This is a genomic window from Leifsonia sp. 22587 (assembly GCF_052044215.1).
GTDB lineage: Bacteria > Actinomycetota > Actinomycetes > Actinomycetales > Microbacteriaceae > Leifsonia > Leifsonia shinshuensis_C.
In genome coordinates this window covers 581,072-602,214 of sequence record NZ_JBQENB010000004.1, presented here as the reverse complement: position 1 = coordinate 602,214, position 21,143 = coordinate 581,072, and the positions used below count along the sequence as shown (strand labels likewise).

At 70.6% G+C, this 21,143-nt stretch carries 16 protein-coding genes and 1 pseudogene; 6 read left to right on the top strand and 11 right to left on the bottom strand.

Annotation, left to right across the window (positions count from 1 at the left end; genetic code table 11):
• The first annotated feature begins 12 nt into the window (after positions 1-12).
• Both ACTJI1_RS18680 and ACTJI1_RS18675 read left to right on the top strand, forming a co-directional pair.
• Entirely contained in the window at positions 13-1,176 is a 1,164-nt protein-coding gene (locus ACTJI1_RS18680; RefSeq protein ID WP_440743779.1) for an acyl-CoA dehydrogenase family protein, read from the top strand.
• Entirely contained in the window at positions 1,173-2,585 is a 1,413-nt protein-coding gene (locus ACTJI1_RS18675) for an aldehyde dehydrogenase family protein (RefSeq protein WP_440743778.1), read from the top strand. Before ACTJI1_RS18680 ends, ACTJI1_RS18675 begins: the two co-directional genes overlap by 4 nt.
• A 73-nt stretch (positions 2,586-2,658) precedes the next feature.
• On the opposite strand, the gene ACTJI1_RS18670 is transcribed toward ACTJI1_RS18675, so the two are convergent.
• Complete coding sequence (locus ACTJI1_RS18670; RefSeq protein WP_440743777.1) at positions 2,659-4,197, bottom strand: APC family permease; 1,539 nt, start codon at positions 4,195-4,197, stop codon at positions 2,659-2,661.
• An 89-nt stretch (positions 4,198-4,286) separates the two neighbouring features.
• Positions 4,287-5,723: a gamma-aminobutyraldehyde dehydrogenase gene (locus ACTJI1_RS18665; RefSeq protein ID WP_440743776.1), complete on the bottom strand. Its 1,437-nt coding sequence runs from the start codon at positions 5,721-5,723 to the stop codon at positions 4,287-4,289.
• Positions 5,724-5,811: 88 nt separating this feature from the next.
• Between ACTJI1_RS18665 and ACTJI1_RS18660 the strand changes: the two genes are divergently transcribed.
• The 3 genes from ACTJI1_RS18660 to ACTJI1_RS18650 all read left to right on the top strand — a co-directional run bounded on the left by ACTJI1_RS18660 (position 5,812) and on the right by ACTJI1_RS18650 (position 9,170).
• A complete protein-coding gene (locus tag ACTJI1_RS18660; RefSeq protein WP_310129075.1) occupies positions 5,812-6,294 on the top strand; it encodes an Lrp/AsnC family transcriptional regulator in 483 nt (160 codons plus the stop codon).
• Positions 6,295-6,296: 2 nt separating this feature from the next.
• On the top strand, positions 6,297-7,712 hold the full coding sequence (locus ACTJI1_RS18655; protein WP_310129074.1) for an aspartate aminotransferase family protein: 1,416 nt from the start codon (positions 6,297-6,299) through the stop codon (positions 7,710-7,712).
• A gap of 69 nt (positions 7,713-7,781) precedes the next feature.
• The gene (locus ACTJI1_RS18650) at positions 7,782-9,170 is read left to right on the top strand and encodes an NAD(P)/FAD-dependent oxidoreductase (RefSeq protein WP_440743775.1); all 1,389 of its coding nucleotides are present in this window, start codon (positions 7,782-7,784) and stop codon (positions 9,168-9,170) included.
• A gap of 123 nt (positions 9,171-9,293) precedes the next feature.
• Here the strand turns inward: ACTJI1_RS18650 and ACTJI1_RS18645 are convergent, their stop codons facing one another.
• The 7 genes and pseudogenes from ACTJI1_RS18645 to ACTJI1_RS18615 form a co-directional block, all read right to left on the bottom strand.
• On the bottom strand, positions 9,294-9,845 hold the full coding sequence (locus tag ACTJI1_RS18645; RefSeq protein ID WP_310129072.1) for a YceI family protein: 552 nt from the start codon (positions 9,843-9,845) through the stop codon (positions 9,294-9,296).
• Between the two features lie 108 nt (positions 9,846-9,953).
• Positions 9,954-11,153: a glycoside hydrolase family 3 N-terminal domain-containing protein gene (locus ACTJI1_RS18640; RefSeq protein ID WP_440743774.1), complete on the bottom strand. Its 1,200-nt coding sequence runs from the start codon at positions 11,151-11,153 to the stop codon at positions 9,954-9,956.
• A gap of 16 nt (positions 11,154-11,169) precedes the next feature.
• Positions 11,170-12,169: pseudogene (locus tag ACTJI1_RS18635) on the bottom strand (carbohydrate ABC transporter permease).
• Positions 12,166-13,095: a carbohydrate ABC transporter permease gene (locus ACTJI1_RS18630; RefSeq protein WP_440743773.1), complete on the bottom strand. Its 930-nt coding sequence runs from the start codon at positions 13,093-13,095 to the stop codon at positions 12,166-12,168. Before ACTJI1_RS18630 ends, ACTJI1_RS18635 begins: the two are co-directional and overlap by 4 nt.
• 13 nt (positions 13,096-13,108) lie before the next feature.
• On the bottom strand, positions 13,109-14,485 hold the full coding sequence (locus ACTJI1_RS18625; protein ID WP_440743772.1) for an ABC transporter substrate-binding protein: 1,377 nt from the start codon (positions 14,483-14,485) through the stop codon (positions 13,109-13,111).
• 45 nt (positions 14,486-14,530) lie between these two features.
• The gene (locus ACTJI1_RS18620; RefSeq protein ID WP_440743809.1) at positions 14,531-16,240 is read right to left on the bottom strand and encodes a glycoside hydrolase family 13 protein; all 1,710 of its coding nucleotides are present in this window, start codon (positions 16,238-16,240) and stop codon (positions 14,531-14,533) included.
• Positions 16,241-16,394: 154 nt separating this feature from the next.
• On the bottom strand, positions 16,395-17,408 hold the full coding sequence (locus ACTJI1_RS18615; RefSeq protein ID WP_440743771.1) for a LacI family DNA-binding transcriptional regulator: 1,014 nt from the start codon (positions 17,406-17,408) through the stop codon (positions 16,395-16,397).
• Between the two features lie 74 nt (positions 17,409-17,482).
• Here ACTJI1_RS18615 and ACTJI1_RS18610 point away from each other — a divergent pair, with 74 nt between their 5' ends.
• Positions 17,483-18,316 (top strand): UbiA family prenyltransferase, encoded by an 834-nt coding sequence (locus ACTJI1_RS18610; protein WP_440743770.1) that lies wholly within the window; start codon positions 17,483-17,485, stop codon positions 18,314-18,316.
• On the opposite strand, the gene ACTJI1_RS18605 is transcribed toward ACTJI1_RS18610, so the two are convergent.
• Positions 18,298-19,695 (bottom strand): MFS transporter, encoded by a 1,398-nt coding sequence (locus tag ACTJI1_RS18605; RefSeq protein WP_440743769.1) that lies wholly within the window; start codon positions 19,693-19,695, stop codon positions 18,298-18,300. The genes ACTJI1_RS18610 and ACTJI1_RS18605 overlap by 19 nt on opposite strands.
• A 75-nt stretch (positions 19,696-19,770) precedes the next feature.
• A complete protein-coding gene (locus ACTJI1_RS18600) occupies positions 19,771-21,120 on the bottom strand; it encodes an LCP family protein (RefSeq protein WP_440743768.1) in 1,350 nt (449 codons plus the stop codon).
• Positions 21,121-21,143: the final 23 nt, after the last annotated feature.

Below are 21,143 nucleotides of genomic sequence, written 5' to 3'. Positions count from 1 at the left end.
AGAGGACCCACCGTGACGACGACGCTCGACGAGGCGTTCAGCATCGACCATCTGCTCAGCGACGAGGAGCGGGGCTGGCGCGACCGCGCGCGCGCCTTCGCCGCCGACCGCATCCGGCCGGTGATCGAGCAGGACTTCGAGGACAAGCACTTCCGCCGCGAGCTGGTCGCCGAGCTGGGTGCGCTCGGCGTGCTCGGCATGCACCTGAAGGATGAGGGATGCGCGGGAGCGGGCGCGGTCAGCTACGGTCTCGTCTGCCACGAGCTGGAGGCAGCCGACAGCGGCTGGCGCACCTTCGTGTCGGTGCAGGGTTCGCTCGCGATGAGCGCGATCTCGAAGTTCGGCTCCGACGAGCAGAAGGCCGAGTGGCTTCCGCCGATGGCGCGCGGCGAGAAGATCGGCTGCTTCGCCCTCACCGAGCCCGACGGCGGCAGCGACCCGGCGGCCATGCGCACCCGCGCACGGCGCGACGGCGACGACTGGCTCATCACGGGCACCAAGCGGTGGATCGGCCTCGCCGCCCTCGCCGACATCGCCGTCGTGTGGGCCGCGACCGACGACGGCGTCCGCGGCTTCCTCGTCCCGACGTCGACCCCCGGCTTCACGGCCACGGCGATCGACGGCAAGCTCTCGATGCGCGCGTCGGTGCAGTGCGACATCGTGCTCGACGAGGTTCGCGTCCCCGGCTCAGCCCAGCTGCCCGGGGCGCGCGGGCTCTCGGGGCCGTTCTCGTGCCTCAACGAGGCCCGCTACGGGATCGTCTGGGGAGCGATGGGCGCCGCACGCGACTGCCTGGAGGTGTCCATCGCGCGGGCGACGAGCCGGGAGGTGTTCGGCCGTCCGATCGGCGCCAACCAGCTCATCCAGGAGAAGCTCGCGAACATGCTCGTCGAGTACGAGAAGGGCGTGCTCCTCGCCCTGCACCTCGGCCGCCTCAAGGAGGCGGGAACGCTCACGCCGACGCAGATCAGCGTCGGCAAGCTCAACAGCGTGCGCGAGGCGCTCGCGATCGCGCGCGAGGCCCGCACCATCCTCGGCGGCGACGGCATCACGAACGCGTTCCCGGTCATGCGGCACATGGCGAATCTCGAGTCGGTGCGGACCTACGAGGGCACCGACGAGATCCACACCCTGGTGCTCGGGCGGGCGCTCACCGGGCTGGCGGCGTTCGCATGAGCGGCGGGACTGCGACGACGATGACCGCAGTGGATGACGCGGTCGCGGCCGCTTCACGCTCCGGAATCGGGCGCACCACGCGGGACGGGCGCGCCGACCGGCTGGAGGCGCTCGCCGACGCCCTGGAGGCCGACCGCGCCAACCTCGTCGCCATCGCCCACGACGAGACCCACCTCTCGACAGCGCGTCTCGACGGCGAGGTGACCCGCACGGCGGCGCAGCTCCGCTTCTTCGCGGGCGTCGCGAGGGAAGGCGGATACCTGGAGGCCGTCGTCGAGTCTCCCGACCCGTCGCTCGTGCCGCCGCGTCCGGATCTCCGCCGCATCCTGCGCCCGCTCGGCCCGGTCGCCGTGTACGCGGCCTCCAACTTCCCGTTCGCGTTCTCCGTGCTCGGCAACGACACCGCGTCGGCCCTGGCCGCCGGGTGTCCCGTGATCGTGAAGGCGCACCCCGGGCATCCCGAGCTCTCGCGCGCGACCGCTGCTCTCGCCGCGGCGGTTCTGCCCGCGGGCTGGTTCGGCTTGGTGGAAGGGATGGACGCGGGCGTCGAGCTGGTGCGTCACCCCGGCGTCCGCGCCGCCGGCTTCACCGGCTCCGTCCGCGGCGGCCGCGCGCTGTTCGACCTCGCGGTGTCGCGCCCCGACCCCATCCCCTTCTACGGCGAGCTGGGCAGCATCAACCCGGTGGTCGTCACCCGGCAGGCCGCGGCGGAACGCGCGGCCGAGATCGGCACGGGACTCGTCGGCTCGTTCACCCGCGACGCCGGCCAGTACTGCACCAAGCCGGGGCTCGTCATCGCCCCGGCGGGCGGCGGGGTCGAGGAGGCGGCGCGGGCCGCCCTCGGCGACGCGCCCGCGAGCCGGCAGCTGACGCCGCGGATGGCCGAGGCGTTCGCGGACGGCGTCGAGGCGCTGGCCGCGCGACCGGAGGTGACGGTCACCCGCGGCAGCGATGGCGATGGTGTCTCGACGCCCACCATCGTGTCGGTTCCGGCCGGCGCGTTCCTGGCGGATCCCGAGACCTTCCTCGCCGAGTGCTTCGGCCCGGTGACCGTGGTGGTGAGCTACTCCGACGACGAGCTCGACCGCATCCTGAGCGCCCTGGAGCACTCGCTCACCGCGGCGATCCACCGCGGATCCGGGGAGGACGTCACCGCGCTCGCCGACCGCCTGTCGGGCATCGCGGGACGCCTGCTCTTCGACGGCTGGCCGACCGGCGTCGCGATCGGCTGGGCGCAGCACCACGGCGGCGGCTGGCCGGCCACCACCGCGAGCGTGCACACCTCGGTCGGGGCGACGGCCATCCGCCGCTGGCTGACGCCGATCGCCTACCAGGACGCGCCCCGGGAGGTGCTCCCGCCCGAACTCCGCGACGGCAACCCCCTCGGGATCCCGCGCCGCGAGTCCTGACCCGCGGCCCGAGATTTGTGCCAAATCGCGGTCTCACCGAGGCGAGAACCGCGATTTGGCACAAATCGTGCGCTCAGACGGCGGCGTCGGGAGCGGGGGCCGCGGGCGTCGCGGGGGCGGCGCGCCGCGCGCGCAGCAGCTCGGCGACGCGGATCGCGTCGCCCTCCGGCGCATCCGAGTGACGGTCCGGCCGCGCGATGAACAGGTACAGCAGACCGGCCCCGGCGACGATCCCGAGCCCGATGAGCACGATCCAGTCGTTGAACACGCTGCCCGTCGCCGTCGGCCACGCCAGCAGCACCATCGCGAACACGCCGTACGCGAGCGCCAGGATGTTCACGACCAGACCGGCGCCGCCCAGGCTGAACGGCCCGGCGGGACGCCACCCCTTCACCCGCTGCCGCAGCGACGCCAGCACGACCGACTGGAACGCCACGTAGATGCCGAGCACGGCGAAGGCGGTCACCTGCGTGATCAGACCGTCAGGACCGACGTAGACGATCAGCGTGATGAGCACCGGGATGCTGCACGCCACGATCAGCGCGTTGACCGGCACCTTCGTCCGCGGCGACACCTTCGCCAGCCACCGGTGCGCCGGGATCATCCCGTCGCGGGCGAACGAGAACAGCAGCCGGCTCGCCGCCGCCTGCAGGCTCAGCACGCAGGACAGGAACGCGGTCACCGCGACGACGAGGAAGATCTTGGCGCCGACCGTGCCGAGCGCCGACTGCAGGATCTCGGGGATCGGGTCCACGTCCTTGCCCGCGACGATCTTCTCGAGGTCGGGAGCGGCGAGCACGTAGCCGCCGAATGCGAACAGCGCCGAGACGCCGCCGACGAGGATCGTCATCGACATGGCCTTCGGGATGCGCCGCGCCGGGTCCGCGACCTCCTCCGCCACGTCCCCGCACGCCTCGAACCCGTAGAACAGGAACAGGCCGGCCAGGGCCGCGCCGAGGAACGCCACGAGGTACGACCCGTCGCCCTGCACGCCCATGGTGTCGAAGAACACCGAGAACGGGTGCTTGCGCTGGAAGATCAGCAGGTACAGCCCGACCGCGATCACGCCGATCAGCTCCGCGGCCAGCCCGATGCGGGCGACGGTCGCCAGCGTCTTCGTCCCCGTGAAGTTGAGGGCCAGCGCCACCACCAGGAGCAGCACGGTGAGCCCGAGCGTGACCTCCTTGGTCGGCTCCAGCCCGAACAGGCTGGCGAGGAACCCGCTCCCGTATCCCGCTACCGCGGTGATGGTCACGATCATCGCCCAGATGTAGATCCAGGCCGCCATCCAGGCGTACCTCCGGCCCCACAGCCGCCGCGCCCACGGGTAGATGCCGCCGTGGATCGGGTACTGCGAGACCACCTCGCCGAAGACGAGGGACACCAGGAGCTGCCCGGCGCCGACGATCACGATCCACCAGATGGAGGGCGGCCCGCCGGTGGCCATCGCCACGGCGAACAGCGAGTACACGCCGACCAGGGGCGACAGATAGGTGAAACCGAGGGCGAAGTTCGCCCAGAAGGTCATCGACCGGTTGAAGGAGTCCTCGTATCCGAGGACGGCGAGGTGCTCGCCGTCCCCGAGGTGCTCGGACGGGTGCTCTGCAGACATCGACTGCCTTTCGCTTCTGTTCCACACGACGATGTGTGTGGAGGCAGCGTAGCGGAGACGGCGGCTCGATACCTATAGGACAGGATGATTCACTCGCCGATGTACGACATCACGTGCTTGATGCGGGTGTAGTCCTCGAAGCCGTACTGCGAGAGGTCCTTGCCGTAGCCGGAGTGCTTGAACCCGCCGTGCGGCATCTCGGCCACGATCGGGATGTGCGTGTTGATCCACACGCAGCCGAAGTCGAGCCCCTTGGCGAACCGCATGGCGCGACCGTGGTCCTTCGTCCAGACGGACGACGCGAGCCCGTAGCTCACGCCGTTGGCGTTCGCCAGCGCCTCCCGCTCGCCGGAGAACCGCTGCACCGTCTGCACCGGGCCGAAGATCTCGTTCTGCACGGCCTCGTCGTCCTGCCGCAGCCCGGACACGATCGTCGCCTCCCAGAAGTAGCCGCGGTCGCCCTGACGGCGGCCGCCGGTCTCCACCTGGGCGTGGTCGGGCAGCCGGTCGACGAATCCCTCGACCTGAGCCAGCTGGTTCGCGTTGTTGAGCGGACCGTAGAGGATGCCGGCCTCGCGCGGCGCTCCCGTGCGGGCGTTGTCGCGGGCGTACTGCGCGAGCGCCGCAACGAACTCGTCGTGGATGCCGTCCTGCACCAGCAGCCGGGTGGCCGCGGTGCAGTCCTGACCGGCGTTGAAGTACCCGGCCGCGACGATGCCCTCCACCGCCTTCTCGAGGTCGGCGTCGTCGAAGACGATCACCGGCGCCTTGCCGCCGAGCTCCAAATGCACGCGCTTCAGGTCGAAGGAGGCGGCGCGCGCCACCTCCATGCCCGCCCGCACGGAGCCGGTGATCGAGATCAGCTGGGGCACCGGGTCCGCGGTCATCGCCGCCCCCGTCGTGCGGTCGCCGAGCACCACGTTCAGCACGCCCGCCGGGAGGAACTCGGCGGCGACCTCCGCTAGGAGCAGGGTCGAGAGCGGCGTCGTGTCCGACGGCTTGAGCACGGTCGTGTTGCCGGCCGCCAGCGCCGGGGCGAACTTCCACACCGCCATGTTCAGCGGGTAGTTCCACGGCGTCACCTGGCCGACGACGCCGATCGGCTCGCGACGGATGAACGACGTGTGGTCGGGCATGTACTCCCCCGCCGAGCGGCCCTCCAGGTTGCGGGCGGCCCCGGCGAAGAAGCGGATCTGGTCGACAGAGAGCAGGATCTCGTCCTCGACGAGCGTGGCGCGCGGCTTGCCGGTGTCCTGGGACTCGACGTCGGCGAACTCCTCGGCCCGCGCCTCCATCGCGTCGGCGATCCGGAACAGGGCGAGCTGCCGCTCGGCCGGCGTGGTCTGTCCCCACACGCCGAAAGCACGCTCCGCCGCACGGTAGGCGTCGGCCACATCCTCCGCCGTCGAGACCGGCGCCGTCCCGTACACGTCCTCGGTCGCGGGGTCGATCAGGGGGATGCCGGACGAGCCGCGCGCCTCCACGTGGCCACCGTCGACGAAGTTCCGCAGTTCGGGTGTGCTCATGCCCGCAGCCTACTGATTTCGTCACCGGAATGGCCAGATACGTGCGGAATCGCTTGCCAGGTCCCTGATCCGCTGACAGAATCGGTCCATGAGTACCCCTCGGGCAACGAACGGCCAGAAGGCTGCGACGATCGACGACGTCTCGAAGGCGATCATCGAGCAGTTGCAGGTGGACGGCCGCAAGTCGTACGCGGAGATCGGCAAGGCCGTCGGTCTCAGCGAGGCGGCTGTGCGCCAGCGCGTGCAGAAGCTCACCGAGTCGGGTGTGATGCAGATCGTGGCCGTGACGGACCCGATGCAGCTCGGCTTCTACCGGCAGGCGATGATCGGCGTGCGCTGCACGGGCGACACGCGGGCGGTCGCCGACAAGCTGGCGGCCATGCCGGACGTGGACTACGTGGTGCTGACCGCGGGCACGTTCGACATCCTCGCGGAGGTGGTGTGCGAGAACGACCTCGACCTCATCACGATGCTCAATTCCGAGATCCGGACGCTGGAGGGCGTGCTCTCCACCGAGACGTTCGTGTATCTGAAACTCCACAAACAGTTCTACAACTGGGGAACGCGATAACCATGACGACAACCGTAGAAACGTTCGGCGAACCCATCGCGGCCGAGGAGGCGGCGCTGCAGGCCAAAGCGCGCGATCACCTCTGGATGCACTTCGCCCGTCAGTCGGTGATGGAGGAGGGCCACGGCGTCCCGATCATCACGCGCGGCGAGGGCCACCACATCTGGGACTCCCACGGCAAGCAGTACATCGACGGCCTCTCCGGACTCTTCGTCGTGAACGCCGGCCACGGCCGCAAGCGCCTCGCCGAGACCGCGGCCAAGCAGGCCGAGCAGCTCGCGTTCTTCCCCATCTGGTCCTACGCCCACCCGAACGCGATCGAGCTGGCCGACCGGCTGGCCTCCTACGCTCCGGGCGATCTGAACCGCGTCTTCTTCTCCACCGGCGGCGGCGAGGCGGTCGAGACCGCCTTCAAGCTGGCCAAGTACTACTGGAAGCTGCAGGGGCGCCCCACCAAGCACAAGGTGCTCTCCCGCGCCGTCGCCTACCACGGCACCCCGCAGGGCGCGCTCGCGATCACCGGCATCCCCGCCATGAAGGAGATGTTCGAGCCGCTGACGCCGGGCGGGTTCCGCGTCCCGAACACCAACTTCTACCGCGCCGACGAGATGGGCGCTCCGAGCGACGACATCGAGGCCTTCGGCGTCTGGGCGGCGAACCGCATCGAGGAGATGATCCAGTTCGAGGGTCCGGAGACCGTCGCCGCGATCTTCCTCGAGCCGGTCCAGAACTCCGGCGGATGCTTCCCGCCGCCCCCCGGCTACTTCCAGCGGGTGCGCGAGATCTGCGACAAGTACGACGTGCTCATGGTCAGCGACGAGGTCATCTGCGCCTTCGGCCGCATCGGCCACATGTTCGCGTGCGACGAGTACGGCTACGTGCCGGACATGATCACCTGCGCCAAGGGCATGACCAGCGGCTACTCCCCCATCGGCGCGACGATCATCAGCGACCGGATCTACGAGCCCTTCAAGCACGGCAACACGTCGTTCTACCACGGCTACACCTTCGGCGGTCACCCGGTCTCGGCCGCGGTGGCGCTCGACAACCTGGACATCTTCGAGGAGGAGCGCCTCAACGAGCGCGTCCGCGAGAACTCGCCGCTGTTCCGCGCCGAGCTGGAGAAGCTGCTCGACCTGCCGATCGTCGGCGACGTGCGCGGCGCCGGCTACTTCTTCGGCATCGAGCTGGTGAAGGACAAGAACACCAAGGAGACGTTCGACGACGACGAGTCGGAGCGCCTGCTCCGCGGGTTCCTGTCGAAGGCCCTCTTCGACGCGGGCCTCTACTGCCGCGCCGACGACCGGGGCGACCCCGTCGTCCAGCTCGCCCCGCCGCTCACCATCGGGCCGAGCGAGTTCGTCGAGATCCGCCAGATCCTGGAGTCGGTGCTCACCGAGGCGTCGAACCACCTGTAGGCCACCCGAGGGACGAGTCCGGGATCGCGCACGCGGTCCCGGACTCGTCTCTTAAAGAAGAGGAGCGCAATGGACTACCGCAGCGTCGGCTTCTGGTTCGACTCCATCGCCGAGGCGGAGGACGGCTTCCGCCCCCGCCCCGGCCTCGACGCCGACCTGGAGGCCGACGTCGCCATCGTCGGCGCCGGCCTGACCGGCCTGTGGACGGCGTACTACCTGCAGGAGCGCGACCCGGCGCTCCGGATCGTGCTGCTGGAGAAGGAGGTCGCCGGGTTCGGCGCCTCCGGCCGCAACGGCGGCTGGTGCTCGTCTCTCTTCCCCTGGTCGGCGTCCAAGCTCGAGCAGCGGTACGGCTTCGACGCCGCCGTGGCCACACGGCGCGCGATGGTCGGGACCGTGGACGAGGTGGGCCGCGTCGCCGAAGCCGAGGGCATCGACATCGACTACACGCGCGGCGGAACGGTGACCTTCGCGCGGTCCGCCCCGCAGGTGGCCGCCGCGCGCGCCGAGTTCGAGGAGTCGGAGCGCTTCGGCGTCGACCACGTGTCCCTGTGGGGCACCGAGACGGTGCGCGCCCGGTTCCGGGCGGCGGACGCCGTGGCCGCGACCTTCACGCCCGCGTGCGCGCGCATCCACCCGGCGAAGCTGGTGCGGGGCCTCGCCCGGGTCGTGGAGCGGCGGGGCGCCACGATCGCCGAGGGCACCACGGTGCAGTCCTGGGAGGGCGGGACCGTCCGGGTGCGCTCGGGAGGCGCGGACCGCGTCGTCCGGGCCGGAACCGTGGTGAACGCGACCGAGGGATACGGCTCGCAGCTCCCCCAGATCGGACGGCGCATCCTGCCGCTCTACTCGCTGATGATCGCGACGGAGCCGCTGCCCGACGCGACGTGGGAGCGCATCGGCATCGAGCACGGTCAGACGTTCACCGACTTCCGGAACCTCATCGTCTACGGGCAGCGCACCGCCGACAACCGCTTCGCGTTCGGTGGACGCGGCGCGCGCTACCACCTCGGCAGCGCCATCCGGCCGGAGTACGACCGGTCTCCGCGGGTACGCGAGCACCTCATCCGCACCCTGTTCGACCTGTTCCCGGATGCGGCGGGCGCCCGGGTGACGCACCACTGGGGCGGCCCGCTCGGCGTGCCCCGCGACTGGCACGCGAGCGTCGGCTACGACCAGGAGGCGCGCGAGGCCTGGGCCGGCGGCTACGTCGGCGACGGGCTGAGCACGACCAACCTGGCCGGCCGCACCCTCGCCGACCTGCTCACGGGCACCCGCTCTGAGCTGACCGCGCTGCCGTGGGTCGGGCACCGCTCCCCGCGCTGGGAGCCGGAGCCGCTGCGCTTCGCCGGCGCGAACGCGGGCCTCGTGGCGATGGAGTCCGCCGACCTCGAGGAGTCGGTCACCCGCCAGCCCTCCGTCGTCTCCCGCGCCCTCGGCCCGCTGATCGGTCACTGAACGGCGAACGCCCCGCCGTCGAGTCCACGATTTCTGCACGCTCGCGGGGCGATCAGCGTGCAGAAAGTGCGGACTCGACGACGGGGCGTCGTCGAGGGAGCGCGGAGGCTCAGGCGGCTGCGATCAGGCCTGAGCGAGGACGGCCTGGAGCTCCAGCGTGATGGTGACCTCGTCGCCGAGCAGCATGCCGCCGGTCTCGAGCGCGGCGTTGTAGGTGAGGCCGAAGTCCTCGCGGTTGATCTTGGTCTTGGCGGTCGCGCCGGCCTTGTAGTTGCCGTACGGGTCCTGACCGAAGCCGCCGAAGTCGAACTCGAAGGTGACGGGCTTGGTGACGCCCTTGATGGTGAGGTCGCCGTCGACGAGGAACTCGCCGCCCTCGTGGCGCACGCCGGTCGACACGAAGTCGATGGTCGGGTGCTCCTCGGCCAGGAAGAAGTCACCGGTGCGCAGGTGCGCGTCGCGGTTCTTGTCCTTGGTGTTGATGGAGGCGACGTCGGCCTTGGCGGTGACCTTCGACTCGAGCGGGTTCTCGGCGGTCACGAAGGTGGCGTCGAAGTTCTCGAACACGCCCTTGACCTTGCTGATCATCAGGTGACGGATGCTGAAGCCGACCTCGCTATGGGCGGGGTCGATGGTCCAGGTGCCTGCCTTGTAGCCGGGGATCTCGATGGTCACGGATGTCTCCTCGAAGTCGTGCGCGGGCGGCCTTTCCACCCTGCGTCGAATACATGCAAGCGCATCGAATCCCGCTTCATTCCCGATTCCGGAAAAAATGTTGACGCGTCACTCTTTCGGCGCGAGCGACCGCCGCAGTTGGAGCAGCTTCAGCACGTCGGCGTCGAGCTGGGCGGCGGGGATGCGGCCCTGCTGCACGGCGGCGACCACCGCATCCACCAGGGCCGCGGGATCGGAGCCGGCCGGCAGCACATCCAGCACCATCGTGTTGCCCGCGGCGATCGCCTGCACGGCGTTCTCACCCGGGTCCTGGTACTGCGGCAGACCCGAGTCCTGCAGCATCCGCAGGTCGTCGGTGATGGAGGCGCCCCGGAAGCCGAGCCGGTCGGTGAGCACGCGGTGCCAGGCGGCGGAGAGGGATGCGGGGGCCGCATCCACCTGCGTGTAGGCGAGGTGCCCGAACATCACCAGCTCGGCGCCGGCATCCACCCCGGCGCGGAAGCTCGGCGCATCCCGTGCCGCCCACTCGGCCTCGCTGACGCCGGTCGAGGGGATGGCGTGGTGCGAGTCGGCCTCGCTCTCGCCGTGACCCGGGAAGTGCTTGAGAGTGCTGAGGACCGTACCGCGCTCCCCCGCCACCGACGCGGCGACCCGGGCGGAGGACGCCGCCGGGTCGGTCCCGAGCACCCGGTCCGCGATGAAGGAGGCCGGGTCGGCGGTGACGTCGGCGACGGTCCCGAAGTTCACCGAGACGCCCGCCTCCTTGAGCAGCTGCGCCCGGCGGGCGAACGCGGCCTGGGTCGCGGCGGGAGCCTCGCCGCGGAGCACCTCCGCGCCCGGCTGGTCGTCCCACGGCAGGCGGGTGACGTCGCCGCCCTCCTCGTCGATGCCGATCAGCGGAGGCAGGCCCGGGTCCGAGGCGCCCATGGCCGCCGTCTCGGCGGCCAGCGCCGCGGGCGTCTCGGGGATGTTGTCGCCCATCAGGATCATGCCGCCGAGCCCGTAGCGGTCGACGAAGCCCCGCAGCGCCGCCGGGTCGGTACCGGGCAGGTGCAGCATGAACAGGCTCGCCGCCTTCTGGCGCAGCGTCATGTTGGCCAGCCGCTGCCGGGCGTAGTCGGCGACGGGGTCGGGCGCGGGCGTCGCCGTGGCTCGGGCGGAGGGCGACGAGGATGCCGCACCGGTGTGCCCGCTCGTGCTCGGCCGCGCGGCCGGCGCCGCCGAGGCGCACCCCGCCAGGGTCGCGCCGAGCACCGCCGTCACGGCGGCGGCCACGATCGCGGTCGTCCTCCGCCCGGCTCTGCGCATCCCTCGATGCTAGCCGTCAGCCCTTGACGGCGCCTCCGAGTCCCGCGCTGCGCAGGAACAGCCCCTGGAAGACGAGGAACAGCGCGATCGGGATGAGCGTGGAGATCGCCAGCGCCGCCAGGTAGACGTCGAGCTGGATGGCCGCCTGCAGGGTTGGCAGCCGCACCGACAGAGGCTGCATGCCCGGGTCCCGCAGCACGAGCAGGGGCCAGAGGTAGTCCTTCCAGGCCGCGATGATCGCGAACACCGACACGACGCCGAGGATGGGCTTCGACATCGGCAGCACGATCGACCAGAACAGGCGGAACGGGCCTGCGCCGTCCGTCCGCGCCGCCTCGAACACCTCGCGCGGCAGGTTGTCGAAGAACCGCTTCACCAGCACGACGTTGAACGCGCTCGCCCCCGCCGGCAGCCAGACCGCCCAGAAGGTGTTGATCAGCGACTGCCCGAGCAGCGGCGGGTTCAGGATGGTGAGGTAGAGCGGCACGAGCAGCACCACCGACGGCACGAACAGCGTCGTGAGGATGAGCCCGTAGAGCACCTTCCCGTACGCCGGCCGCAGGACGCTGAGCGCGTAGCCCGCGGTCGTCGCCACGATCAGCTGCGCGGCCCACGAGCCGGCAGCGACCCAGATCGTATTCATGAACTGCACGTCGATGTGGACGGTCGACCACGCGGTCGACAGGTTCGCCCAGTCCACCCCGTGCGGGAACAGGGCCATCGGCGTCCGGAGGGTGTCCTCGGTCGGCGTGATGGCCGACTTGGCGAGCCACAGCAGCGGACCGAGACCGACGATCACCAGCACCACGAGCAGGACGCTGTGGACCACGCGCGTGGTCCNTCCAGCGCACCCCGGCCTTGCGCCGGTCCGACACCGAGAGGATGCCGCGGTCGGCCGACTCGGCGGCCCGGCGACCGCGCCGCCGGCGCCGCGGGGGCTCGGGCGACGCACCGTCCTCGATGACGTCCGTCAGGACGGTGCGGACTTCGGGCGGGAGCGACGTCGTGGTGGTCAATTCTGGCTCCAGGACTTGGTGAGACGGAAGTACACGAGCGACAGCACGGCGAGGAAGGCGGCGAGCATCAGGCTGAGCGCCGTCGCCGCGCCGTAGTCGCCGCCGAGCGAGTTCTGGAACGCGTAGCGGTAGATCAGCAGCAGGATGGTCACCGTCGAGTCGACCGGCCCGCCGCCGGTGAAGAGGAACGGCTCGAGGAACACCTGCGCCGTGCCGATGATCTGCAGGATGAGCGTGATGAGCAGGATGCTGCGCAGCTGGGGCAGGGTGACGTGCCAGATCTTGTGCCAGATGCCCGCGCCGTCCACCTCCGCCGCGTCGTAGAGCTCGGGCGCCACACCGGTGATCGCGGCCAGGTAGATGATGATGGTCCCGCCCGCGGCCGCCCAGGTCGCCTCGACGACGAGGGACGGCATCGCCTGCGCCGCCGACTGGATCCACGGCTGCGGCGGGATGCCCACCCAGCCCAGGATGGTGTTGAACACGCCGTCGGGGCGGGCGTCGTAGAAGAACTTCCACAGCAGTACCGCCACGACCGGCGGCACGACGACCGGCAGGTACGCCAGCGCGCCGTACAGTCCCCGCGCCCGCTTGACCTCGCTCATCAGCACCGCCGCGATCAGCGGCACCGGGTAACCGAGCACGAGCGCCAGCAGGGCGAACCAGGCGGTGTTGCCGACCGCGGTCCAGAACAGCGGGTCGTTCACCACCTGCACGAAGTTGTCCCAGCCCACCCAGGTCGGCGCGCTGACGAGGTTGGTGTGCTGGAAGCTCATCACCACACTGCGGACGATGGGCCACCACGAGAAGATCCCGAAGATCACCAGCATCGGCAGGAGGAACAGCAGGGAGCTGAGGCCCCCGCCGCGCACCCAGGTGAGGGGCGTGCGGCGGGGACGGCTCAGCTGTCGATCGTGTGTGGTCACTTGTCTGTATTCGTCACTTGTCCGCGTCGACGAGCTTCTGAATATCGCTGTCGACCTTGCTGAGCAGCTGGTCGATGTCGGCCTTCTCATCCGTCAGCACGGCCTGGACGACCGAGTCGAGCGCGCCGTACAACTCCTGCGTGTGCTTGTTCGGCTCCGGCACCAGGGAGGCGTCGAAGATCTTGTCGGTGAACGGCGCCACGTTCTCCTGCGGCACGTTCACCTCGTCCTTGATCCACTCCATGTTCTGGTCGTAGGTGGCCTTGTCGAACACCGGGAGCGTCGGGACGCCGACCGGCTGGTTCGACTTCACCAGCACCTTGGCGTCGGCGATCGCCTGCTCCTTGTTGAGCAGCTTCTGCATGTAGTAGAAGTCGATCCACTTCACCGCGGCCTCCTTCTGCGCCTGCGACGACTTGGGGCTGACCGCCGCCACGTTGCCGCCGACGAGCACTCCGGCGTCGCTGTTCGCGCTGTCGATCGGCAGCATCGTCAGGCCGTAGTTCTTCGGGTCGACGTTGTTCTGCTGCACCAGCGAGGTGAGCACGTCCGAGCCGGAGGGGTACATCGCGATCTGACCGGCGCCGAACGCCTGGTTGATGCCGCTCCAGTCGAGCAGGAAGTTGCTGCCGACCGAGTCGTCCTTCCAGCGGAGGTCGTGCAGCCACTGCAGCGCCTCCTTGGTGACCGGGTTGTTCGTGGTGACCTTCGTCTTCCCGCCGTCGGTGGTCTCCATCCGGCCGCCGCGCGAGTAGACCGTGGTGGTCAGCTCCCAGCCGCCGGTGTTGCCCTGCGTCATCTGCATGTAGCCGGCGACGCCGGGGACCTTCTCGGCGATCGTCTTCGCGTCGGCGCGCACCTCGTCCCAGGTGGTCGGCGGCTTGTCCGGGTCGAGCCCGGCCTTCTGGAAGATCTCGCGGTTGTAGGACAGGCCCATCGCGTACGGTCCGTACGGGATGCCGTAGATCCTGTCGCCGGACTTGGCGACCGCCAGCACGTTCTCGTTGAACTTGTCGGCGTAGGGCAGCTTCTTCACCTCGGCGGTGATATCCGCGAGCTGCCCGGCCTGCAGCAGCGACTGGGAGTCGGTGAAGGGGACGTTGAACACGTCCGGGAGCGTGCCGCCCGCGAGCTGCGTCGCGAAGGTCGGACCCGTCCACTGGTACTCCTCGGACTTGATGACGATGTCCGGGTTGGCCTTCTCGAACTCCTTCACCCGGTCGTCGAAGGCCTTGAAGGCGGCCTTGTCGCTGCCCGGGATGAGGCTGGCGACGGTGATGTGGACCTTGCCGTCGGCCGCGTCGCCGCCGGCGGACGAGCATCCCGCCAGGAGACCCGCTCCGGCGAGGGTGACCGCGGCGACGGCCGCGATCGTGCGTGGTGACTTCATTGTCTTGACCCTTTCGAGTGCGATGTGTTGCGTGGATGGTGCGTTTCAGGTGGTGAGGTGCCCCGCGGGCCGGGCGTGCGTGCGCAGCCAGGCCGTGGAGTCGGGAGGGAGCAGCCCGCCGACGAGCGGGCTGCTGCTGAGGAGGATCGCCTGGTGCTCCGGCAGCGGCACCGGCGCGGTGGAGAGGTTCGTGACGCTCGTGAAGACCGGCCCGCGCGCGAAGGCGAGCACGCCGTCGGGGGCGTCCAGCCACTGCAGCGAGCCGTCGCCGAGTCCCGGCTCGGCGCGGCGGATGCGCAGCGCCTGCCGGTAGAGCCAGAGCATCGACGACGGGTCGCTCTGCTGCGCCTGGACGGTCAGCCCGGCCCACTCCGCCGGTTGCGGCAGCCAGGGCGGGGCGGTCGCTCCGTCCGGGCTGAACCCGAACGGTGCGGCGGTCCCGCGCCACGGCAGCGGCACCCGGCATCCGTCGCGCCCGGGGTCGATGCCGCCGGACCGCTCGTGCATCGGATCCTCCCGCAACTCGTCCGGCAGGTCCTCCACCTCCGGCAGCCCGAGCTCGTCACCTTGGTAGATGTAGAGCGATCCGGGCAGCGCCGCCGTGAGCAGCGCGGCGGCGCGGGCCCGGCGGCGGCCGAGCTCCGGGTCGGTGGGCGTGCCCTTGCGCTTGGTGGCGAAGGCGAACGACGAGTCCTCGCGGCCGTAGCGGGTCACCGCGCGGGTGACGTCGTGGTTCGACAGCACCCACGTGCTGGGTGCGTGCACGGGAGCGTGCGCCCGCAGCGTCTCGTCGATGGAGGCGCGGAGCTCGCGAGCATCCCACGGCCGCGCGAGGAAGTCGAAGTTGAACGCCGTGTGCAGTTCGTCGGGGCGCAGGTACGCCGCGAACCGCTCGATGTCCGGCAGCCACAGCTCGCCCACCAGCACACGGGCGCCGGGGTAGCCGTCGGCGAGAGCCCGCCAGGCGCGGTAGATGTCGTGCAGCTCGTCGCGGTCCTGGGTGGGATGCGCGCCCGGCGCCGGCTCCTCGGGCACTTCGGGCAGCGACGGGTCCTTGACCAGCAGGGCGGCCGAGTCGATGCGGACGCCCGCGACGCCGCGGTCGAACCAGAAGCGCAGGATGTCCTCGTGCTCGCGGCGCACATCCGGGTGGTTCCAGTTGAGGTCCGGCTGCTGCGGGCTGAACAGGTGCAGGTACCACTCGCCGGGCGTGCCGTCCGGGTTCGTCGTGCGCGTCCACGTGTCCCCGGAGAAGTTCGATCGCCACCCGGTGGGCATCCGGTCGCCGTCAGGCCCCAGGCCGCGGCGGAACCAGAACCGCTCCCGCTCCGGGGAGCCCGGTCCTGCCGCGAGAGCCTCCTGGAACCACCGGTGGCGGTCGGAGACGTGGTTGGGGACGACGTCCACGATGGTGCGGATGCCGAGGGCGAGCGCGTCGCGGATGAGCGCCTCCGCCTCGGCGAGGTCGCCGAACGCCGGGTGGATGCGGCGGTAGTCCGCCACGTCGTACCCGCCGTCGGCGAGCGGCGACGCGTACCAGGGCGTGAACCAGAGCGCGTCGACCCCGAGATCGGCCAGGTACGGCAGGTGCTGGCGGACGCCGGCGAGGTCGCCGACCCCGTCGCCGTTCCCGTCGGCGAAACTGCGGGGGTAGATCTGGTAGATGACCGCGCTGCGCCACCAGTCGGGATCGTCGCCGGGAGGCGTCGGGAAGCCCGCGCCGCGCGCCGCGGTCGCGGTGCTGTCGCCGTCCATCACGGAGAGATCCACGCTCAGCCTTTCGGTCGTCGGAGCCGACGGACCGTGCGGCGCCGTCGTCGTTCACCGAAATGTAGCTAAGCCGACAGAATGACGCAAGAACTCAACAATACGTAATTGGTTTGCGTACTTTTGCGTGCGATTGCGTGTTTCAGGCCACGTGCGGGGCGGGGCCCGTGGATCCACGGACCACCAGCTCGGGCTCGAACAGCAGCTCGTCCCGCAGGGCAGAATCGCTCGAGATCTGCCGCAGCAGGAGCTCGATCACCGTGCGCCCCATGGGCTCGATCGGCTGCCGGATCGTGGTCAGCGGGGGCTCGGTGCAGTTCATCAGCGCGGAGTCGTCGTAGCCGACGATCGACACATCCCCGGGCACCGAGAGCCCGGCCCGCCGGGCGGCGCGGATCGCCCCGAGCGCCATCGGATCGCTCGCGCACAGGATCGCCGTCACGCCCGCGGCGAGCAGGCGGGCGGCGGCGGCCTGGCCGGCCTCGAGCGAGTAGAGCGAGTGCACGACGAGGGACTCGTCCAGAGGCGTCCCCCATCCGTCGGCCAGCCGGCGCGCCGCCTCCAGCTTGCGCTGCGACGGGACGTGGTCGCGCGGCCCGAGCAGCAGCCCGATCCGCTCGTGGCCGAGGGAGCGGAGGTGGCTCAGCGCCTGCTGCGTGGCGACCGTGTCGTCGCACGAGACCGTGGCGAAGTGCAGCGAGTCCACGGGCGCGTTGACCAGCACCGTCGGCAGGTTGAGATCCGCCAGGCGCCCGTAGTGCGTGTGGTCCGCATCCTGCTGCGCGTAGGCGCCTCCGACGAACACGACGCCCGACACCTGCTGCTGCAGGAGCAGGTCGACGTAGTCGGACTCGGTGATGCCGCCTGCCGTCTGCGTGCAGAGCACCGGCGTGTAGCCGTTCTGCGCGAGCGCGCCTCCGATGATCTCGGCGAACGCCGGGAAGATCGGGTTCTGCAGCTCCGGCAGCACGAGGCCCACCAGGCGTGCGCGCTCGCCGCGGAGCTTGGTCGGCCGCTCGTACCCGAGCACGTCGAGCGCGGTGAGCACCGCGCGGCGCGTGGCCTCCGAGACACCGGGCTTGTCGTTGAGCACCCGGCTCACCGTCGCCTCACTCACACCGACCTTGCGGGCCACCTCGGCCAGACGTTTCGACATGCCGACAGTGTACGCAACTGCTTGCGTATTCGCGCAAGATCTTTGCAGCCGGGGATCGGGATACGATGACCAGCATGGCGAAGAAGGTGCTCTCCCTCCTCCTCGCCAGCCATCCCGGCCCCACCGTCGTCGTGACGGTCATCGCGACGGGCCTCGGACTCGGCCTCGGCTATCCGCCCCTCCGGCTCGCCGTGCTCGCCCTGGCCGTCCTGCTGGGCCAGCTCTCCATCGGCTGGTGCAACGACTGGCTCGACGCCGCGCGCGACCGCGCGGTCGCGCGCACCGACAAGCCGGCGGCGCGGGGGGATGTGTCCGTCGCGACCGTCCGTGCCTCCGCCTTCGTGGCGCTCGTCGGCGGCATCCTCGTCACCCTCCCGCTCGGCGCAGGCGCGCTGGTCGCCCACGTCATCGCGATCGCGAGCGGATGGGCGTACAACCTCGGCCTCAAGGCCACCGCCTGGTCGTGGCTGCCGTTCGCCGTCGCCTTCGGGGTGCTGCCCGCCATCGCGACGCTGGGCCAGGCGACGCCGGCGCTCCCCCAGTGGTGGGTGTTCGTCGCGGGCGCCCTCCTGGGCGTGGCGGCGCACGTGACAAACGTGCTCCCCGACCTCGACGACGACGCCCGCACGGGCATCCGCGGCCTGCCTCACCGGCTGGGCGCGCGCGTCAGCGGGCTGCTCGCCTTCGCGGCGCTCGCGGTCGCCACGGTGCTGATCACCTTCGGTCCGGGCCTTCCGGTGCGTCCGCTCCTGATCGTCGGCCTCGTCATCGGCCTGGCGGCGACCGTCGCCGGCGTCGTCCTGCTGCTGCGCCGCAGCCCGACGCGTCTGCTGATGCAGCTCATCATGACCTGCGCCATCGTCGACGTCGCGATGCTGGCGCTCTCCGGTCAGTCCGTCACGGTCTGAACCTTCGCCGCCGCCCGGGCGCGGTTCTGGATGCCGACGGCCGAGACCACGCCGCCGACCAGCAGCAGCAGGGCCGCGGTGAGCATCGCGCGGTGGAGGCCCGCCGTGTCGAGCGTCCCGCCGATGATCATGCCCGCCGCCGCGATCGCCAGCAGGCCCGCGATGCGCGAGACCGCATTGTTGACGGCGGAGGCGATGCCCGCCTGCTCCGGGTGGATCGCGCCGAGGATCGCGCTGGTGAGCGGTGCGACGGTGATGGAGAGACCGACGCCGAACAGGAGGACGGCCGGAAGCAGGGTCGTCCAGTAGTTCACGTTGCTGCCCATCAGGAGCAGCCAGACGAAGCCGGCGGCCGCGATCATGGGACCGACCGCCATGAACAGCCGGGGACCGTAACGCCCGGCCAGACCGCCGAACAGACCGGACAGGAGGAGCATGCACAGGGTCGACGGGATGAAGACGAAACCGGCGGCGATGGCCGAGAACCCGGCGACCTGCTGGAGGTACAGCGTCACGATCAGCGGACCGAACGAGAGGGCGGCGTAGACGAAGAACGTGGCGATGTTGCCGACCCAGAAGTTGTGCACGCGGAACAGACCCAGCGGCAGCATCGGCTGCTTCACGCGGGTCTCGACCACGAAGAACGTCGCGAGGCAGAGCAGTCCGACGACCAGCGGGATCCAGACGCGCGGGTCCGACCAGCCGTACGTCCCCTGCTCGATGAGCGCGAACACGGTGCCGGCGAGGCCGACCGAGCCGAGGACCGCTCCGACGTAGTCGACGCGGCCGCCCATCCCCGTGTCCGTGGTGCCGAGGGTCATCATCAGCACGAGCGTGATCGCGATCGGGATCACGTTGATGACGAACACCCACCGCCAGCCGAGGGTGTCGACGAAGATGCCGCCCACCACCGGCCCCGCGATCATCGCGACGCCCGTCCACGCCGTCCAGCGGCCGATCGCCTTCGCCTGAGCGGGCCCCTCGAAGCGGGAGATGATGATCGCGAGGGAGCTCGGCACCAGCAGCGCCCCGGCGACACCCTGCAGGGCCCGCGCGAGCACCAGGAAGATGCCGGTCGGCGCGAACGCGCACAGCAGCGACGTCACGCCGAACCCGATCAGCCCCGCGTAGAGCACGCGCTTGCGCCCGAACACATCGGAGAGCGACCCGGCGATCAGGATGAGCGACCCGAGGGTGACGAGGTACGCATCCACCACCCACTGCTGGAGTGGCAGACCACCGCCCAGATCCCGTGAGATCGCGGGCAGCGCGACGTTGATGACGGCGCCGTCGAGGAAGGCGACGAAACTCGACAGGATCGCGATGATGAGCACCCGAAGCTGGAGCGACGTCATCGGCTCGATCCGTGTGTTGGTCATGCCCTCAGTTAACGTGTCCGGGCCCGGTCGTGGCAAGCGCGATGCGCCGCCCCGCCCCTCGGAAGGCGGAGCAGGTCAGTCGTTGCCCTTGGTGCACGTCTGCTGCGCCGCGGTCTGACCCGTGATCGTGGAGGGCAGCTCGACCGGCGCGCCGGCACTGTCCGTCGGCGCCGAAGTGGCACCCGGCGCAGGCGCCGCGGGGGTCGCGGGCGCGGCGGGTGTCGCCGGGGTCACGGGCGAGGGTTCGCCGCCCGCCCCGGCGTCGGGCGCCGGCGATGCGGTCGCGGTCGGATCCTCCGCGGCCCGGCCGGTGGAGCCCGTCAGCTTGACCGGCTGGTCGTTCACCAGGGCCTCGTCGAGCGCATCCGCCGCCGAGTCCTGAGGCACGACACGGTTCGGGTTGTCGGGATCCGTCACCGCCGGGTACTGGACGAACACCATGTTGTCGAGCCCGGTGTCCTTGAGCGCGAGCGCGATCTGGACGAGGGTCGTCGGATTGGTGAGCGTCTCGGACGGCGTGATGTTGTTGACCGCGGCCTTCGCCAGGGCGTAGAGCTCCACCGGGTTGGACAGCACGCCGCCGCTCACGACCTTGCGGGCGAGCGCCGAGAGGAACACCTGCTGGTTGGAGATGCGGCCCAGGTCGCTGCCGTCGCCCACGCCGTGGCGGCTGCGCAGGAACGACAGCGCCACATCCCCGACGATCGTGTTCTCGCCGGCCGGGAGGTCGAGCGGCGGGTTGGTGTAGTCGTCGGTGACCGGGCTGGCGAGGCAGACCGTCACGCCGCCGACCGCGCTCGACATCGCGCTCACGCCGTTGAAGTTGATGACCGCGGCGAACGGGATGGTGAGGCCGGTCATCTTGGACACGGTGGCCACGACGCAGTTCAGCCCGCCGCGGGAGAGCGCGGTGTTGAACTGGGCGTAGGAGCTGCCGTCGATCGTGCCCTGACCGTCGGGAGACGGGCAGTCCGGGATGGGGACCATCAGGTCGCGCGGGAAGCTGACCACGACCATGCTCTTGTGGTCCTGGGCGATGTGCAGCAGCATCGTCACGTCGTTGTTGCCCGCGCCGCTGCTCGCATCCTGCTCGTCGGCGCTGTTGTAGACCCCGCCCAGGTCGCTGCGGCTGTCGGTGCCGGCGAGCAGCAGGTTGACGCCGCCGGGTATCGCGGACACGTTCGGGATGTCCTGCGGGATCGCCGAGTGGCCGGGCAGCGCCTGGAGGTGGACGCCGGTCTTGATCGAGTGGGCGACATCCCAGACGGCGTAGGCCGCGACCGAGCCGACACTGACGACCACCACGGCGACGAGTGCGGCCAGCAGCTTGAGCGCCGCCACGCCGCCACGCCTCCGCGGCAGCCGGCCGTGACGCACGCCCTCCGGTCCGCGGGCGCGCTGGTGACGTCGCGGCAGATCGGTCATCGGCATCCCTCGGGTCGTCGGTC

Bases quoted from the DNA above. Each gene is read 5' to 3' on its own strand.
- ACTJI1_RS18605 (WP_440743769.1), bottom strand. From the start codon at position 19,695: ATGACCAACACACGGATCGAGCCGATGACGTCGCTCCAGCTTCGGGTG.
- ACTJI1_RS18625 (WP_440743772.1), bottom strand. From the start codon at position 14,485: ATGAAGTCACCACGCACGATCGCGGCCGTCGCCGCGGTCACCCTCGCC.
- ACTJI1_RS18650 (WP_440743775.1), top strand. From the start codon at position 7,782: ATGGACTACCGCAGCGTCGGCTTCTGGTTCGACTCCATCGCCGAGGCG.
- ACTJI1_RS18600 (WP_440743768.1), bottom strand. From the start codon at position 21,120: ATGACCGATCTGCCGCGACGTCACCAGCGCGCCCGCGGACCGGAGGGC.
- ACTJI1_RS18620 (WP_440743809.1), bottom strand. From the start codon at position 16,240: ATGGACGGCGACAGCACCGCGACCGCGGCGCGCGGCGCGGGCTTCCCG.
- ACTJI1_RS18640 (WP_440743774.1), bottom strand. From the start codon at position 11,153: ATGCGCAGAGCCGGGCGGAGGACGACCGCGATCGTGGCCGCCGCCGTG.
- ACTJI1_RS18665 (WP_440743776.1), bottom strand. From the start codon at position 5,723: ATGAGCACACCCGAACTGCGGAACTTCGTCGACGGTGGCCACGTGGAG.
- ACTJI1_RS18610 (WP_440743770.1), top strand. From the start codon at position 17,483: ATGGCGAAGAAGGTGCTCTCCCTCCTCCTCGCCAGCCATCCCGGCCCC.
- ACTJI1_RS18655 (WP_310129074.1), top strand. From the start codon at position 6,297: ATGACGACAACCGTAGAAACGTTCGGCGAACCCATCGCGGCCGAGGAG.
- ACTJI1_RS18615 (WP_440743771.1), bottom strand. From the start codon at position 17,408: ATGTCGAAACGTCTGGCCGAGGTGGCCCGCAAGGTCGGTGTGAGTGAG.
- ACTJI1_RS18660 (WP_310129075.1), top strand. From the start codon at position 5,812: ATGAGTACCCCTCGGGCAACGAACGGCCAGAAGGCTGCGACGATCGAC.
- ACTJI1_RS18670 (WP_440743777.1), bottom strand. From the start codon at position 4,197: ATGTCTGCAGAGCACCCGTCCGAGCACCTCGGGGACGGCGAGCACCTC.
- ACTJI1_RS18675 (WP_440743778.1), top strand. From the start codon at position 1,173: ATGAGCGGCGGGACTGCGACGACGATGACCGCAGTGGATGACGCGGTC.